The organism is Mesorhizobium sp. M0816, assembly GCF_040320005.1.
GTDB lineage: Bacteria > Pseudomonadota > Alphaproteobacteria > Rhizobiales > Rhizobiaceae > Mesorhizobium.
In genome coordinates this window covers 1-14,856 of sequence record NZ_JAMYOT010000017.1, presented here as the reverse complement: position 1 = coordinate 14,856, position 14,856 = coordinate 1, and the positions used below count along the sequence as shown (strand labels likewise).

Annotated in this window: 16 protein-coding genes; 3 read left to right on the top strand and 13 right to left on the bottom strand. The window is 61.7% G+C overall.

The window, feature by feature from the left end; genetic code table 11:
* Positions 1–47 precede the first annotated feature (47 nt).
* The 5 genes from NKI17_RS23925 to NKI17_RS23905 all read right to left on the bottom strand — a co-directional run bounded on the left by NKI17_RS23925 (position 48) and on the right by NKI17_RS23905 (position 4,933).
* Complete coding sequence (locus NKI17_RS23925; protein WP_023674634.1) at positions 48–1,070, bottom strand: Gfo/Idh/MocA family oxidoreductase; 1,023 nt, start codon at positions 1,068–1,070, stop codon at positions 48–50.
* 10 nt (positions 1,071–1,080) lie between these two features.
* Positions 1,081–2,055, bottom strand: a complete 975-nt coding sequence (locus NKI17_RS23920; protein WP_352646544.1) for an ABC transporter permease — start codon at positions 2,053–2,055, stop codon at positions 1,081–1,083.
* Positions 2,055–2,831 carry an ATP-binding cassette domain-containing protein gene (locus NKI17_RS23915; RefSeq protein ID WP_023674635.1) on the bottom strand — a complete coding sequence of 259 codons (777 nt, stop codon included), beginning with the start codon at positions 2,829–2,831 and terminating at the stop codon, positions 2,055–2,057. The genes NKI17_RS23920 and NKI17_RS23915 overlap by 1 nt, the downstream gene beginning before the upstream one ends.
* A gap of 17 nt (positions 2,832–2,848) precedes the next feature.
* Complete coding sequence (locus NKI17_RS23910; RefSeq protein WP_352906886.1) at positions 2,849–3,805, bottom strand: ABC transporter permease; 957 nt, start codon at positions 3,803–3,805, stop codon at positions 2,849–2,851.
* A 96-nt stretch (positions 3,806–3,901) separates the two neighbouring features.
* Positions 3,902–4,933, bottom strand: coding sequence for a sugar ABC transporter substrate-binding protein (locus tag NKI17_RS23905; protein WP_352906885.1), 1,032 nt, complete (start codon positions 4,931–4,933; stop codon positions 3,902–3,904).
* A gap of 203 nt (positions 4,934–5,136) precedes the next feature.
* On the opposite strand from NKI17_RS23905, the gene NKI17_RS23900 reads away from it, so the two are divergent.
* Positions 5,137–6,162 carry a LacI family DNA-binding transcriptional regulator gene (locus NKI17_RS23900; RefSeq protein WP_352906884.1) on the top strand — a complete coding sequence of 342 codons (1,026 nt, stop codon included), beginning with the start codon at positions 5,137–5,139 and terminating at the stop codon, positions 6,160–6,162.
* Positions 6,163–6,266: 104 nt separating this feature from the next.
* On the opposite strand, the gene NKI17_RS23895 is transcribed toward NKI17_RS23900, so the two are convergent.
* From NKI17_RS23895 to speB, 3 genes are all read right to left on the bottom strand, one after another.
* Entirely contained in the window at positions 6,267–6,485 is a 219-nt protein-coding gene (locus tag NKI17_RS23895) for a transposase (protein WP_023674639.1), read from the bottom strand.
* A 155-nt stretch (positions 6,486–6,640) separates the two neighbouring features.
* Positions 6,641–7,567: an N-acetyl-gamma-glutamyl-phosphate reductase gene (gene argC, locus NKI17_RS23890; protein ID WP_352796276.1), complete on the bottom strand. Its 927-nt coding sequence runs from the start codon at positions 7,565–7,567 to the stop codon at positions 6,641–6,643.
* 29 nt (positions 7,568–7,596) lie between these two features.
* Positions 7,597–8,604, bottom strand: coding sequence for an agmatinase (gene speB, locus NKI17_RS23885; protein ID WP_352449331.1), 1,008 nt, complete (start codon positions 8,602–8,604; stop codon positions 7,597–7,599).
* 305 nt (positions 8,605–8,909) lie between these two features.
* On the opposite strand from speB, the gene NKI17_RS23880 reads away from it, so the two are divergent.
* On the top strand, positions 8,910–9,968 hold the full coding sequence (locus tag NKI17_RS23880; RefSeq protein WP_352796274.1) for a glycerophosphodiester phosphodiesterase family protein: 1,059 nt from the start codon (positions 8,910–8,912) through the stop codon (positions 9,966–9,968).
* Positions 9,969–10,332: 364 nt separating this feature from the next.
* On the opposite strand, the gene NKI17_RS23875 is transcribed toward NKI17_RS23880, so the two are convergent.
* Positions 10,333–11,211 (bottom strand): aldo/keto reductase family oxidoreductase, encoded by an 879-nt coding sequence (locus NKI17_RS23875; RefSeq protein ID WP_352906883.1) that lies wholly within the window; start codon positions 11,209–11,211, stop codon positions 10,333–10,335.
* Between the two features lie 94 nt (positions 11,212–11,305).
* On the opposite strand from NKI17_RS23875, the gene NKI17_RS23870 reads away from it, so the two are divergent.
* Positions 11,306–12,214 carry a LysR family transcriptional regulator gene (locus tag NKI17_RS23870; RefSeq protein ID WP_352614137.1) on the top strand — a complete coding sequence of 303 codons (909 nt, stop codon included), beginning with the start codon at positions 11,306–11,308 and terminating at the stop codon, positions 12,212–12,214.
* Positions 12,215–12,300: 86 nt separating this feature from the next.
* Here the strand turns inward: NKI17_RS23870 and NKI17_RS23865 are convergent, their stop codons facing one another.
* From NKI17_RS23865 to NKI17_RS23850, 4 genes are all read right to left on the bottom strand, one after another.
* Positions 12,301–12,831: a hypothetical protein gene (locus NKI17_RS23865; protein ID WP_352906882.1), complete on the bottom strand. Its 531-nt coding sequence runs from the start codon at positions 12,829–12,831 to the stop codon at positions 12,301–12,303.
* A 221-nt stretch (positions 12,832–13,052) separates the two neighbouring features.
* Positions 13,053–13,535 (bottom strand): 30S ribosomal protein S9, encoded by a 483-nt coding sequence (gene rpsI, locus NKI17_RS23860; protein ID WP_023674644.1) that lies wholly within the window; start codon positions 13,533–13,535, stop codon positions 13,053–13,055.
* A 1-nt stretch (position 13,536) separates the two neighbouring features.
* A complete protein-coding gene (rplM, locus tag NKI17_RS23855; protein WP_023674645.1) occupies positions 13,537–14,001 on the bottom strand; it encodes a 50S ribosomal protein L13 in 465 nt (154 codons plus the stop codon).
* Positions 14,002–14,215: 214 nt separating this feature from the next.
* Entirely contained in the window at positions 14,216–14,680 is a 465-nt protein-coding gene (locus NKI17_RS23850) for a PaaI family thioesterase (RefSeq protein WP_352636873.1), read from the bottom strand.
* Between the last annotated feature and the right edge of the window lie 176 nt (positions 14,681–14,856).

Genomic DNA, 14,856 nt, shown 5'->3' with positions numbered 1-14,856 from the left:
AACCCTTGCCGAGCATGACCGCGACACTGCCGGAGCAACAGCTGCCTTCATGGCAGCTTCGATCGTCGATACAGATCCGGTTTGGCGTCCATCGCGATGCCCACGCGCGCGCCGGTCGCGAGCGCCTCGACCCCCGCTTCCGCCACCCGCGCGGCGCAGTAGCCATCCCATGCGTCGGCCGCGACTGTCGGAAACACGCCCGAACGGACGAATTCCAGGAACGCCTTGTCCTGAAGCCTGTAGGCTTCCGCGAAGCGTGGCCGCCAGTCGGGAGCATAGCGCTCGTAGGCCATCAATTGGTCGTTGCGGCGCGTGTAGACGGGCGCATTCAGAAGGACCGATCCCTTCTCGCCGACGAGCTCGCCACGAACGTCGTAACCATAGGCGGCATTGTTGTTGATCTCGATGTTGACGAGCTGGCCCTTGTCCGTCTCGAGCACCATGAAGACCGGCGCGCCGGTCTTGGTCGTGTGGACGACCGAAGGCTGGAAGACGGAGATCGCCTTGTAGTCGGTGCTGAGCACAAAGCGGGCAACGTCGAACTCGTGCGGGGCCGAATTGGTGACGGCCATCTGACCGGTGAAGTTCGCCGGCGCCTCCACGTTGCGGTGGAAGTTGTGCATCATGATCGCGCGACCAAGTGAGCCATCGTCCAGTATCGCCTTCAGATCGCGGTAGGAGGGATCGAAGCGGCGCATGAAGCCGAGTTGGACGAAGCGTCGGCCGCGCGCGACCTCGGCCTCGATCACATGAAGGCATTCGTTCGCGTCCTGCGACAGTGGCTTTTCGCAAAGCACAGGCTTGCCGGCCTCGATGGCGGCCAGCGACAAGGGCGCGTGGGTGTCGTCGGGGCTGGCGATGACCACGGCATCGACGTCGCCGCGCCTGATGGTCGCGACCGGATCCGTGGTGACGTCTCCCGCGCCGTGTTCCTGCGCCACTGTCCTCGCCCGCTCGGGTGAGGCGTCGCATACGACCTGCAGGGTTGCGCCGGGCAACTCCTCCGCCACGATCCGGGCATGGTCGGCCCCCATGATGCCGGCCCCAACGATCGCAATTCTAACGGTCATGCTGCTGCTTTCATCTTCTGAGGGCCCATTGGCGAAGAGACTTGTCGCCATAGGCCGCGAGTACCACGATCACCCCGAGGATCAGCACGAACCATTGCGGCTGCACGCCCATCACGACGAGATACGATTGGATGGACGACAGCACGAATGCTCCCATCAGCGCTCCAAGAAGCGATATGCGGCCGCCGGCCAGCACGCACCCGCCAAGCACGCAGGAGGCGATCGCCTGCAATTCCATGAGACGACCCATCGACCCGTCCGCGAAACCGAGCTTGCCGGCCTCCAGCGTGCCGGCGAACGCCGCCAGCATTCCGCACAGGACGAACGCGGACAGCTTGATGCGACCGACGCGGACGCCACGGGAGTGAGCGCTTTCTGTCGATCCGCCGACGGCGAGCAGCCGGTTGCCGAAAGGCGTCGCCTTCAACATCACCAGTAGGACGGCGACTACGGCGATCAGCCAGTAGAGCGCGGTGTTGAAGTCGAGGAAATCGTCACCGCCGAGCAGGAAATAGCTGCATCCCTTGCGCGCGGCATAGGGAATGGAGAATGAGAACCCCTCGGTCAGCGCGATTGCAATGCCTCGAAAGATCATCAGCGTCCCAAGCGTGACGATGAGGGACGGCGTGCCGGTCCGGGTCACGAGCAGCCCATTCAGTAGGCCTATGGCCGCACCCACGATGATCGCGGCGGCGGCTGCGGCCAGCGGATCGACATGTGCTGCGAGCCACAGATAGGCCAGCGCGCCCATGCCAAACGTCGAGCCGACGGAAATGTCGATCTCGCCCGTTCCGATGACCAGTGCCACCCCCAGGCTCATCAGGCCAAGTGTGGCCGTCACCTGGACGATCGTCCCGATGTTGTAGAGGTTGGCCCATCGACCATCCGATGTCGACGCGAACAGGATGACCAAGACCGCGCCGATAAGAAAGATGCCGACCTCGGCGTGACGCCGTATCAGGGGTTTGGCGGCCGACAAAGCCATCAGGCCGTCTCCCGCTTCTCGACCACACGGCCGCCCTGACGGATAACTTCCTCCAGCTCCTCGGCCGTCATCGCATCAGTGGACGCGTCGGCGACCTTCGAGCCGTTCTCCATGATGACGATGCGGTCCGCGAGCTTGTGGACCTGGAAGATGTCGTGGGTGATGTAGATCACTAGCAGGCCCTGTTCCTTGAGCTGCACGGCAAGCTCGTTGACGTGTTCGCGTTCGCGTACCGACAGGTGATTGGTCGGTTCGTCCATGATGACGACGCGGTTCTTGAATTCGACCGCCCGGCCGATCTTGACCGACTGGCGCTCACCGCCCGACAGGCGTTCCACCTCATCGTCAGTAGATACGTTGTCGCGAAGTCCGAACTGCCGGATGACGCGGGCCGACTTCTCGCGCATCAGCGCGAAATCCAGAAAGGGAATGCCGAGGATGCGCTTCACCGGCTCCCGCCCGAGATAGAAATTGCGGGCGATCGACAGATTGTCGCAAAGTCCCACCGACTGTTGGATGGTCTCGATGCCTTGATCTATGGCGAGCTTGGGATGGAACTTCTCAGCCCTCCTGCCATCGAAGAAGACCTCCCCGGAAGTTGGCGCATGAATGCCGCATAGGACACGGATCAGCGTCGTCTTGCCGGCGCCGTTGTCCCCGACGAGGCCCACCAGCTCACCTGCGTGGAAGTCGACGGAGACGTTCCTGAGCGCATGGAAGGCGCCGAAATAAAGGTCGAGGTTCTTGACCTGGATGAGGGGATGATCGTTCGTCATTCGGGCGCGCTCCCGTGTCAAACGCTGTGCCCGAGGCGCCGGGCCAGACTCTGATTGAAGATGACCGCCGCGATGAGCACGACGCCGACGAAGGTGATGTACCAGGACGATGGCGCTCCGAGCGCAATCAGCTCGTAGCGGAAGCTCACCACGATGAGTGCGCCCAGGATGGCGCCCAGGATCGAACCGCGCCCACCGGTGAGCAGACAGCCGCCGATGACCGCAGCGGAGATTGCCTCAAGCTCCATGTTCTCGCCAAGCGTCACGTGGGTCTGCGGTTGGTTGCACAAGGTCAGGATGCCGGCAAAGCCAGCCAGCAGCGAGCAGAGTACGAAAGTGACGATCTTGACCCTTTCGGTCCTAACACCTCGCGATTCGGCGCTTTCCCGCCCGCCCCCGGTCGCAAGCAGTCGGTTTCCGAACGGCGTTGCCCACAACATTAGGCCGAGAAGCGCCGCAATCGCCACAATCCAGAAGATCGCGGCTTCGACGCCGAACAACTCACCGCCCAGAACTCGTGTCAGCGGATGGGCGCGCGCGTCGGGAGAGAAATTGTGCACCGATCCGCCCGTCCAGACATAGATGATGCCGCGCGCGATGAAGAGGCCGCCCAGGGTTACGATCATTGACGGCAACTGCCCCTTGACCACGGCAATGCCCTGGCCCAAGCCGGCAAGCGCCGCAATGATAAGCGCCACGAGCAGCGAACCGGGGACGCCAAGTGGTGGCTCCAGGGTGATGAAGGAAACGCCCGCCAGCCCGTAGACCGAACCCACCGACAGGTCGATTTCCTTGGTCATGATGACCAGTGCCTCGCCCATCGTGACGAAGGCGAGGATTGATGCGAACTGGGTCACGTTCGACACGGTCTGAACCGTCCACCAGCCGGAAAAGTCGACAAGCGTAAAGACGGCAAGCATGACCGCGACGCCGATGACCGCGCCAAAACCCTGGCTGCGAACAAGGTGTTTCATTCAGTTTTGTTCCGCTGTTCCGGGACCTGCTGTAAGCGGATAAAGAAGGGGCGGCCACTCCCCGAGGAAATAAGCCGCCCCTCTCGGGAGGAACCCTTACCAGGTGTTCTGTTCGTCGTAGGCCTTGTCACCGAACACGGCCCGGACCTGCTTGGCCCATTGATCGGCGTTGTCCTTGTTGATGATGACCGGCCCGGTCAGGATGCCGCTCTGCGGCGCGTAGCCGAATTTCTTGTTCCAGTAGAGCCATTCCATCGGCTCGTAACCCTGGAGCCAGAAGCCCTGGCTGTTGGTCGCCAGAAGGTGGCCGGCTCGGACGCCTTCAATCGAGACTGGGCCCTCGTCGACCGTCAGGATGGTCATACCCTTATCGTCGACATCGGGATCGAGCTTCATCTCGTTGGCGACGCTCCAAGCCCAGGGTGCGGACCAGCCGGCTACAGTGAAGATATAGTTCGTGTCGGGATTGGCCTGCAGGAACGACTGCAGCGCGTTGCGTGCGCCGGCCGGCTCGGCACCGATGAACAACTCGTCGAACTTGGCGCCAACGGCCGCCATTGCATCTTTCATGCCCTTGCAGCGGGCTTTGAGACCCTGGTGGGCTGAATCGTGGCTGGCGCAGACGACATGCTTGGGTTGCGGAATTTTGGCTTCCTTGGCCTGTTCGATCGCGTATTCGCCGAGCTTCTTGCCCGTCAAATACTCATCACCGCCGACGTAGGTCAGGTAGGGGATGCGCTCACCAGCTGGCCGACTATCCGGGATGTTGAAGGCAACGACTGGAATGCCTTCGTCGATCGCCTTGCGCAGGGGGCCTTCGAACGCGTCCGAGCTGACGATTGGTACCGCGATGCCATCAGGATGCGTTGCAATCGCTTGCTCGAGAAGGCGGACATGCTCCTGGACTGAATAGTTGTTGGTTGAGATGTATTCCGTCTTCACGTTTGGATATTTCTTCTCGAACTCCTTCAGCGACAATGTCAGCCAGTTCATGTTGGGATCGTTCGATCCAATGTGCGAGACCATGACGAAGCGGTACTGCTTGTCGTTGTCTTGCGCACCCGCTGTGCCTGCAACCACACTGGCGGCCAACACGGCCGTTAGCATCGCCAATTTCTTGATATTCATGGGGCTCCTCCCTCCGTTTAACGATGCAAGTATTCCCGATTGAAACAACATCATTCAAGCTGCGTGATTGGTCATTAGTGATGCGAATAGCATCAAAATTTGCTGCGCGGCACAAAGTCTACGTAAGCCATTCAAAACATTGTGGTTGCGAGCATCTCAATTTTCCTGAATGATGCGTTTTGCATCAAGTATAGGAGATTCCAGTGACCGACGGCACCCAGGGCAGGCTTTGGAAAGGTCCTACGATCCAAAATATCGCCGCACTTGCCGGAGTGGGCCCAGCGACTGTGGACAGGGTCCTGAACAGCCGAGGCGGCGTCCGGGACAAGACAAGAGCGCGCGTGCTGGCGGCGGTGGAAAAGCTTAGCAGCGAAAGCAAGGAGCGCGACGTTCCGCTCCGCATCCTGCTGATCTGCGATTCCGGTGAGACGTTCAACGCCGCGATGGCTTCGGCCGCAGCTGAGGCCAATCGCACGCTCGCGGGCATCGAGATCGACGGCGTTTATGTGAGCACCAGTGAGGTTGAGCCCGCCTCATTCGCGCGGCAGATCGAGCAGCGCGGCGAGGGAATGGACGGCGTGGTGATCATCGCCCGCGAGCATCCGGCCATCAACCGCGCGATCCGCAAGCTGCGAACCATCGGGATTCCCGTAATATGCCTGACGACGGATCTGCCGAGTTCGCGCCGCTCGGTTTATGTCGGCAATGATCAGTACGCCGCTGGCAGCGTCGCCGCGCTGCTGATCGGCAATGCCCTGCCGAGGGAGCGCAACAATATCCTGATCGTCATGAGCGTACCGTTTCGCTGCCAGCAGGAGCGTGAGATGGGCTTTCGCAGGGTGCTACGGTCGGATTTTCCCTATCTGAAGATTGAAGAGCGCGTGATCTCGGATGACCGACCCGAAACCACGTGCGAGCAGCTGACGCGCTATTTCGAGGCAAATGGTCACCCTGCCGCGATCTACAATGTGGCCGGAGCGAACCGGGGTGTGGCAAAGGCTCTGGAGATGGCCGGCAAAGCGCACGAGACGGTATTCGTTGGCCACGAACTGACGAACCATTCCCGTAACCTGCTCGAGGCAGGCATCATGGATTATGTGATTTCGCACGATTTCGTTAGCGAACTGGGCGCAGCCGCTCGCTGGATCAAGGACAATCTCAACGGCCTCACAGCCGAACCCGCGCACTCTCAGATACTGGTCCATACGCGATATAATTGCGGGCTTTGAGGGTCTAATCCTCTGAATCACCGTCAATACAGCACGAAGGTCGAAGCCTGTCGCTGCGAAGGCTGGCTGGCCAAGAGCAACTCTAGGCTGTAGTGAAAATTTAATCATTTGAGCCGGAGCATGATGGCAGCGAGCTTGACGAAGCCGAGGAAGTTGGCGGCGATTTTGTCGTAGCGCGCTGCGATGCGCCGCCACTGCTTGGGCTTGGCGAAGAAAGCCTCGATGCCCCAGCGGTTTTTGTAAGCGATCCTGTCGTAGTTATGTTGGTACACAAATGGCTCGATCCGCTCCCACTGATCGTCGCGTAGAACCTCACCTTCCAAACCCAAGCCGTTAAATTGTCACTACAGCCTAGATCCTTGACGATTGCCGGTGAGCCGTCCTCGCGAGCACCTTTCCAGATGCGGCTACCGAACGTTTCGGCAATGAGCTCCGGCGCGCCGACCTTCCAGCGCTTTGGAAATCTCGGCGCATCCATTCAAAGGCCGAGCATCAGATCCATGTTCTGCACAGCGGCGCCCGAGGCGCCCTTGCCGAGATTGTCGTAGACGGCAAGCAGCAGCGCCTGAGCTCGATCGTCATTGGCGAAGACGTAGAGCTTCATCCGGTTGGTGCCGTTGTAGATCTCCGGATCGATGTCGGGCATGCGTTCCTGATGCAGATACGGCGCCACCTCGACCACGCCGCCATCGATGGAAGCGAAATGATCGGCGATCGCCGCGTGAAGCTCGGCGCCGGTCGGCACATGGTCGAGGCCGCCAAGTTGCAGCGGCACCACCGTGATCATGCCTTGCGCGAAATTGCCGACTGCCGGCTGCATGATCGGATCGTGCGAAAGCCTGGCATAGGTCCTGAGCTCCGGCACGTGCTTGTGCTGCAGCGTCAGTCCGTAGGGCAGGAATTCCGGCGCATCCTCGCCCTTGGCGACATAATCCTCGATCATCGGCCGGCCGCCGCCGGAATAGCCGGAAATGCCGTTGACGGTGACCGGAAAATCGGCCGGCAGCAGCCCCGCCGCAATCAGCGGCCGCAGCGTCGCGATTGGTCCTTGCGGCCAGCAGCCCGGATTGGCGACGCGCTTCGCCGAAGCGATCTTTTTCGCCTGGTCCTTGTCCATTTCGGCGAAACCATATTCCCACCCATCGGCGACACGATGGGCCGTCGAGGCGTCGATCACTTTGGTGGTGTCATTGGCGATCAGCGAAACGCTTTCCTTGGCGGCTGCGTCCGGCAGACAGAGGATCGCGACATCGGCAGCGTTGAGGAACTCGGCGCGCGCTGCCGTTTCCTTGCGGCGCTCGGTCGGGATGGAGATGATTTCCAGGTCGCCACGCTCGGCAAGCAGCGCCCTTATCTGCAGACCGGTGGTGCCGTGCTCGCCGTCGATGAAGATTTTCGGTTTCATTGCTTGCCAAAATTCCTGTTATCTCAAAGCTATATGCCGCTTGCCTGATTCAATCCGGCAACGCCGTGATTGCCCTGGTTCATTTCTTCGAGTCGGGCCTTTCGTTCCGCCAACAGCCCAAGATAGTGCATGGCCACCATCGAGCCGGCAATCGCCGTTATATCGGCGTGATCATAGGCTGGCGCAACCTCGACGACGTCGGCGCCGACGATATCGAGCTGGTTGATCTGGCGCAGCACCGACAGGATCTTTGCCGAAGACGGGCCTCCCGCGACCGGCGTTCCGGTGCCGGGCGCAAAAGCCGGGTCCAGGCAATCGATGTCGAAAGTGACGTAGGTCTTCTTGCCGCCCGTACGGTCGACGATGGCATAGGCGATGTCGGACGCACGCATTTCCTCCACTTCATGGCCATACAGGATCTTGATGCCGAACGTGTCGGGCGCATGGGTGCGGATGCCGATCTGGATCGACCGGTCGGGGTCGATGATGCCCTCCTTGACTGCACGGCCGACGAAGGAGCCGTGATCGATGCGCTTGCCGTCGTCGGGCCAGGTGTCCTGGTGTGCGTCGAACTGCACCAGAGCCAGCGGGCCATGGATGGCGGCATGCGCCTTGAGCAGCGGCCAGGTGACGAAGTGATCGCCACCGAGTGACAGCAGAAAGGCGCCGGATTTCAGGATCTTCGCCGCTTCGCGTTCGATCGTGGCAGGCGTCTTCTGGTGATTGCCGCTGTCGAGCAGGCAGTCGCCATAATCGACCACGGCAAGCTGTTCGAACAGATCGCGCGAAAACGGATATTGCGGATCGTTGTCGAGGATGGCCGAGGCGCGGCGGATTGCCTGCGGTCCGAAACGGGCGCCCGGCCGATTGGTGACCGCAGCGTCGAAGGGAATGCCCCACACCACCGCATCGGCGTCCTTCACGTCCTTCGAATATTTGCGCCGCATGAACGACAGGGCGCCGGCATAGGTCGGCTCGAACGACGCACCCGTCCTGGAGCGGGTGGTGAAGGCATGATCGATGGTCCTTGGCGGCATGAAGCGATCTCCTGTGCGTCGACGCGCAACCTTATTGGACATAATTCTCAGAATTGCGACCCCTGCGGAGGATCATGGCCATTCGATCCGGTCACAAATCCTTGCTCGCCAGGCGAACCCGGCATGGCTCGCCAGGAGATTGCCTGGCAAGCAGCCGAAAGTAGCCGCCGAAGACTGCTTCGGCCGGCGCTGACCTGATTTTCCGGCATTTTGCAAGCCGGCTTCGTTCACCTGCCTGTCACGGGCATCGCTTAACCGGGGTGCGATCCCGGTACGGAGCGATTCTCGTGCGAATGACCTGTCTCATGCGAACGATTTGGCTGAGCCTTCTGCTTTCCGCGGCGCTGGCGCTCTCCCTTGGCCAGGCCTCGGCAGGCGAAACGCGCGCCAGGCAGATCCTCGACCGCTTCGAGCACGCCAACCAATGGCGCGACCATGTGATAGTGGCCGCGCACCGCGCCGGCGGCATGCAATCCGGCAAGACGCTCTATCCCGAAAATTCGATCGCCGCCGTCGAGGCGTCGATCGCAATGGGCGCCGAAATCGTCGAGGTCGATATCAGGCGCTCGAAGGACGGACAATTCGTCGTCATGCATGACAGTTGGCTCGACCGCACGACGAATTGCAAGGGTGAGGTGGTCAACCGCACGATGGCCGAACTCAAGACTTGCTGGTTGGTGATCGAAGGCACCGGCGCCGTTACGGGCGAGACGGTCTCGACGTTGCGCGAGATGTTGATGACGACCAGGGACAGGATCCTCATCAATCTCGACAACAAGCTCGATACCGAAAGCCTCGTCGGCATGGTCGCGGTTGCGCGCGACCTCGGCATGGCCGAACAGGTGATCGTCAAGGAGAACCTGTGGAATGCGGAGCGGATTGCTAGTGTCAAGGCCGCCATGGACGCGATCGGCAGCGGCTTCCAGTTCATGCCGATTATCGCCGATGACGCGGTTCGCGACGCCATGTTTGCCGAGAAAGTGAGCCGGGCCTTCCCGATGCGCGCGGTCGAGATGATCAACTGGCGCATGGGATCAGAGACACTGACCGAGACCGGCGGCCCGCTGTTCAGCCCGCGCATGCGCGCGCTGGCGGTGAGGGGCGACTGGCACATCTGGGCCGACACCTATGCCATCGTCAACAAGCCGGGCGGCTTCCTCGCTGGCGGTCGCGGCGACGAGTTGGCGGTTGCGGCCAGCCTGCCGCGCGAGACTTATGGCTTCTGGGTCGAGCGAGGCGCCACCATCATCCAGACCGACGAACCGAAGGCCGCCATCGGTTGGCTGGCGGCGAACGGTTTTCGCGTGCCCTATGCCGGTGGGAAGCGCCCGGCCGAGCCGGCCAACACGGCCAGCATCAACTAGACCGGCGCGGCGAGAATTGCGATCTCCCTCATGTGGGGAAGATGCCCGGGGGCAGAGGAGGGCGCTGTCCCGCCGGCCCCAGGCCGGCAGCGCCAAAACTTTCGAAGGAATCCAGAAACAGAAAACCCGCCAGGTAGGCGGGTCGTCGGCGCCAATCAGCACCATACCCAGATTAGTAGCATAGCTGCCGGCACAAAGCAAGAACAAAATGTGGCGTGGTGGCAGAAAAATGCGACTATCCTTCAGCGCTTCGGCTGTCCCGCCTGTAAGGTCGCGCGCCTTCGCGCCCTTTCTGTCCTGCCGGCCATCTCCCCCGCAAGGGAACCCACTTGGGGGAGATTGGCTCGTCACTGCCTTCGGTAATCTACCCGCAGGCCGCCATTGCCATACCATGCAGCTCCTTGATGACATCGTCCGACAGTTCGAGGTCGGCAGCGGCGAGGTTCTCTCGCAGATGCGCGACGGAAGACGTGCCGGGGATCAGAAGAATGTTGGGCGCGCGGCGAAGCAGCCAGGCGAGCGCGACCTGCATGGGCGTGGCGCCGAGGCGTGCGGCGACCTTGGACAAGGTCGACGACTGCAACGGGTTGAAGCCGCCAAGCGGGAAGAACGGCACATAGGCGATGCCGTCGCGGGCCAGATCGTCGATCAAGGCATCGTCGCCCCGATGCGCCAGATTGTACTGGTTCTGCACGCAGACGATCCTGCAAATCCTGCGGCCTTCGGCGATCTGTGCAGCGGTGACGTTGCTCAGCCCGATGTGCCGCACGAGGCCCCGTCGCTGGAGCCCGGCGAGCGTCGCAAGCGGCGCCTCGATCGACCCTTCGGCGGGGCCATGCGCGTCGAACATGACCCGAAGGTTGACCACCTCCAGCACGTCGAGTCCGAGATTGTGCAGATTGTCGTGCACCGCCTGTGTCAGCTCTTCTGCCGAGAAGGCCGGCAGCCATGAGCCATCCGTGCCGCGTCGGGCGCCGATCTTGGTGACGATAACGAGGTCGTCGGGATAGGGTGCGAGCGCTTCGCGGATCAACAGGTTGGTCACGTGCGGGCCATAGAAGTCGCTGGTGTCGATGTGGTTGACGCCTTGTGCAACGGCTTCGCGCAGTACGCCCAATGCCGCGTCGTGGTCCTTTGGTGGGCCGAAGACGCCTGGCCCTGCGAGCTGCATGGCGCCGTAGCCGAGCCGTCTCACCTTGCGGTCGCCGAGGATGAATGTGCCGGACTGGTCGACGCTGGACATGGTCTTTCTCCTTCAGGAACGGTGCACAGATAGACGCTGTCCGATCTCATGATAATTGGGTACAATTCGCACGGGCTGTGCGGAATGACGAACAATGCAGATTGATCTCGGGGACCTGAACGCCTTCGTGGCCGTAGCGCGCGCCAAAGGTTTTCGGGATGCGGCACGCGCCAGCGGCGGCAGTGCGTCCGGCTTGAGCGAGGCGGTGCGGCGCCTGGAGACGCAGCTCGGTGTCAGGCTGCTCAACCGGACGACCCGCAGCGTTGTCCTGACGGAAGCCGGCGAAGGCCTGCTGGCGCGGCTCGGTCCTGCCTTGACCGAGGTGGAGTCGGCCCTCGATGTAGTGAACGGCTTTCGCGACAGGCCGGCAGGTACGTTGCGCCTCAATGTGCCGGTCAGCGCGGCGCGGCTGGTACTGCCCAGCATCGTTCCGCCTTTTCTCGCCGCCTATCCAGGCATCCGGTTGGAGGTGATCTCGGAGGAGAGCTTCGTCGATGTGCTGGCGGCGGGGTGCGACGCCGGCATTCGCTATGAGGAGCGGCTGGAGCAAGACATGATCGCTGTGCCGATCGGACCGCGCGTGCAGCGCTTCGCCACCGCCGCCAGCCCGGCCTACCTGGATCGTCATGGCCGGCCGCAACACCCGCGCGACCTGCTCGGCCACGCCTGCCTGCGCGGCCGCTTTGCCAGCCGTGCGATGCCGCCGTGGGAATTCGAGCGCGACGGCGAGGTGGTGCGGGTCGACCCGACGGGGCCGCTTCTCGTGACCCTGGGCGGGGCGACTGACCTCAAAGTCGATGCAGCCATCGCCGGCACGGGCATCATCAGCCTGTTCGAGGATTGGCTACGTCCTCACTTCGAGAGCGGAGCGCTCGAACCGCTGCTTGAACCCTGGTGGCAGAGCTTCTCCGGGCCGTTCCTTTACTATCCCGGCCGGCGCCTCGTGCCGGCACCGTTGCGGGCGTTCATTGACTTCATCAAGGCGTCCGCCGGCCAGCCCTGACACCCGGGAGAGCCGCGCCCGAAAATAAGCGCGCTCCCTTCTCTCAGGTGACCCGCCACTATGCTTCGCGGCAGGTCTTGCTTGATCTATTTGACTGGAATCATCAGGTGCGCGTAGGGCGTGTCGGGGAACATGACGTATGGCTGTGTGGGGTTCGGCTCGTGGGGATACAAGGCCATCATGTCTGGTGCGTTCATGACCATCACGTGCGGACCATCATGCAGCCATTCGGCCCCCTCCGGCGGCTTGGTTGCAAAGGGGTCGGTATTGCTGGCCGCATCGCCTCCTTTTAGCATGTAGGCGAAAGCAACTTTTCCTGCAGGCGGCTCCTTCTTGGACATGATCGCGTGCATCCACGCCATCCCGTTCTCATCCGTGCACATTGGGTCGTCGGCGGGAGTGCCCGGGTCGTCCGGGATGCAAGTGAAACCGTTGGTGCCCTTCCTCAACGTTTTCATCTCCCAATTCACGACAGCGGCGTTTTTGCCGACAGCCGCCGGTGCCGCTGTAATCGCATTCTCGATCAGCTGCTCGTCGCTTTTGTCGGCCGCAGGCGCGGCGAATGCCCAAGTGGCGGCGACAGCTGCCAGAAACACACTGCTGGAATGGATGCGCATTGCCTCCTCCTTCGCGAGCGTCGGGTTACCGGCGCGTCGCAACGTGCACAGCTCCCGCTCTGTGGAGTTGGCTGCTGCCCTGGGATCTGGAACGCGCCAGTAATTAAGATACTACTAATATTACGTCGGGTCACCTGAAGATGCGGGATTGCTATGTCGACAAAGAAAAGGGGGCTGCGAATACGCAGCCCCCTGAAAAAATCTAGAAAACAGATCTCTGTTTAACGCTTCGAGAACTGGAAGGAGCGGCGGGCCTTCGCCTTGCCGTACTTCTTGCGCTCGACGACGCGGCTGTCGCGGGTCAGGAAGCCACCCTTCTTGAGCACGGCGCGCAGCGCCGGCTCGTAATAGGTCAGCGCCTTGGAGATGCCGTGGCGCACGGCACCGGCCTGGCCGGAAAGGCCGCCGCCGATGACGGTGGCAACGATGTCGTACTGGCCGGCGCGATTGGCGGCGATGATCGGCTGGTTGAGGATCATCTGCAGCACCGGACGCGCGAAATATTCGGCGAACACCTTGTCGTTGACGACGATCTTGCCGGAGCCGGGCTTCACCCAGACGCGGGCGATGGCGTTCTTGCGCTTGCCGGTGGCGTAGGCGCGGCCCGACTTATCGAGTTTCTGGACGTGGACGGGTGCGGCCGGCTGGGTGTTGGTATTGCCGGTGGCAGCTCCGAGTTCTGCGAGCGAGGAAAGCTCAGCCATCTTACGAAACCTTCTTGTTCTTGGCGTTCAGCTTGGCCACGTCGAGGACGACGGGCTGCTGGGCGACATGCGGATGTTCCGTGCCTGCATAGACGCGGAGGTTCTTCATCTGGCGACGGCCGAGTGGGCCACGCGGGATCATGCGTTCGACGGCCTTCTCGACGACACGTTCGGGGAAACGACCCTCGAGCAGCTGGCGCGCGGTGCGCTCCTTGACGCCGCCGGGGTGGCCGGTGTGCCAGTAATAGACCTTGTCGGTGAACTTCTTGCCGGTGAACACCACCTTGTCGGCATTGATGACGATGACGTTGTCGCCGTCGTCGACGTGCGGGGTGAAGGTGGGCTTGTGTTTGCCGCGAAGATGATTGGCGATGACAGTGGCGAGACGGCCGACGACGAGACCCTCGGCGTCGATCAGCACCCACTTCTTCACCACATCCGCAGGCTTCTGCGAAAAGGTTGCCATGGATTGTTGCTTTCGGTTCGGACCTTCAAAAGAAGGCGTTTCTTGTTGCTTGGATTGGCGAAAGGCGCTTGCCCGCCGCCAATAACAAAACGGCGGCCTTTGCGGGCCGCTGCTCCGTGAGGGCTTATAGGAGAGGACGGCGACTGCGTCAAGGCGCGGGAAAAACCATCTCTAGGGTAAAATCAAACAAAAACAACGATTTGAGCATAAGGTATTATTTTACCGCATCTCCAATCCGCTTTGGCGGGATCGAATAGGTGCCCGTTGCGTGCGCTACCGTGTGTCCCTCCGGGCCGGCGACGATGTCGATATCGAACACCATCAGGCTCTTGCCGAGCTTGAGGATGCGGCAATGGCCGTCGATCGGCCCGGCCTCGGCCTTGCGGACGAAATTGATGTTGAGACTGGTGGTGACCGAAAGCGCATCCGGTCCGGCATGCGAGAGCACGCAGACATAGCCGCCTATGTCGGCCAGCGTGAACAGCGCCGAACCCGACACGGTGCCGCCGGGACGCAAATGGCGCTCGTCGGCATTGAGTCGCACGACACAGCCGCCTGGAAACACCTCCAACGCCTCGTAGAAGGTGAACTGGTCGTTGAGTTGCGGGAAAACGGTCGCCATCAGCGCGTTGACATCAGCAGCCGTCAGCACCGGCTTGAGATTGCTGTGGGCGGGCATTTCAGTCTCCCGGTTTGCGCCCTGCATGTATGAACGCGACGTGGCGTTTCTGGCAACAGCCCATTCATTATGGCAGAAGCGGACGAGGGAGTTGGACGAAGTGAGACGGCATACTAGATTAGTCGATCTCCGATCCGGAATAGAGGAGGAACGACCTATGGCCGAAATCCTTGCCA

Bases quoted from the DNA above. Each gene is read 5' to 3' on its own strand.
- NKI17_RS23925 (WP_023674634.1), bottom strand. From the start codon at position 1,070: ATGACCGTTAGAATTGCGATCGTTGGGGCCGGCATCATGGGGGCCGAC.
- NKI17_RS23920 (WP_352646544.1), bottom strand. From the start codon at position 2,055: ATGGCTTTGTCGGCCGCCAAACCCCTGATACGGCGTCACGCCGAGGTC.
- NKI17_RS23915 (WP_023674635.1), bottom strand. From the start codon at position 2,831: ATGACGAACGATCATCCCCTCATCCAGGTCAAGAACCTCGACCTTTAT.
- NKI17_RS23910 (WP_352906886.1), bottom strand. From the start codon at position 3,805: ATGAAACACCTTGTTCGCAGCCAGGGTTTTGGCGCGGTCATCGGCGTC.
- NKI17_RS23905 (WP_352906885.1), bottom strand. From the start codon at position 4,933: ATGAATATCAAGAAATTGGCGATGCTAACGGCCGTGTTGGCCGCCAGT.
- argC (WP_352796276.1), bottom strand. From the start codon at position 7,567: ATGAAACCGAAAATCTTCATCGACGGCGAGCACGGCACCACCGGTCTG.
- speB (WP_352449331.1), bottom strand. From the start codon at position 8,604: ATGCCGCCAAGGACCATCGATCATGCCTTCACCACCCGCTCCAGGACG.
- NKI17_RS23880 (WP_352796274.1), top strand. From the start codon at position 8,910: ATGCGAACGATTTGGCTGAGCCTTCTGCTTTCCGCGGCGCTGGCGCTC.
- NKI17_RS23875 (WP_352906883.1), bottom strand. From the start codon at position 11,211: ATGTCCAGCGTCGACCAGTCCGGCACATTCATCCTCGGCGACCGCAAG.
- NKI17_RS23870 (WP_352614137.1), top strand. From the start codon at position 11,306: ATGCAGATTGATCTCGGGGACCTGAACGCCTTCGTGGCCGTAGCGCGC.
- NKI17_RS23865 (WP_352906882.1), bottom strand. From the start codon at position 12,831: ATGCGCATCCATTCCAGCAGTGTGTTTCTGGCAGCTGTCGCCGCCACT.
- rpsI (WP_023674644.1), bottom strand. From the start codon at position 13,535: ATGGCTGAGCTTTCCTCGCTCGCAGAACTCGGAGCTGCCACCGGCAAT.
- rplM (WP_023674645.1), bottom strand. From the start codon at position 14,001: ATGGCAACCTTTTCGCAGAAGCCTGCGGATGTGGTGAAGAAGTGGGTG.
- NKI17_RS23850 (WP_352636873.1), bottom strand. From the start codon at position 14,680: ATGCCCGCCCACAGCAATCTCAAGCCGGTGCTGACGGCTGCTGATGTC.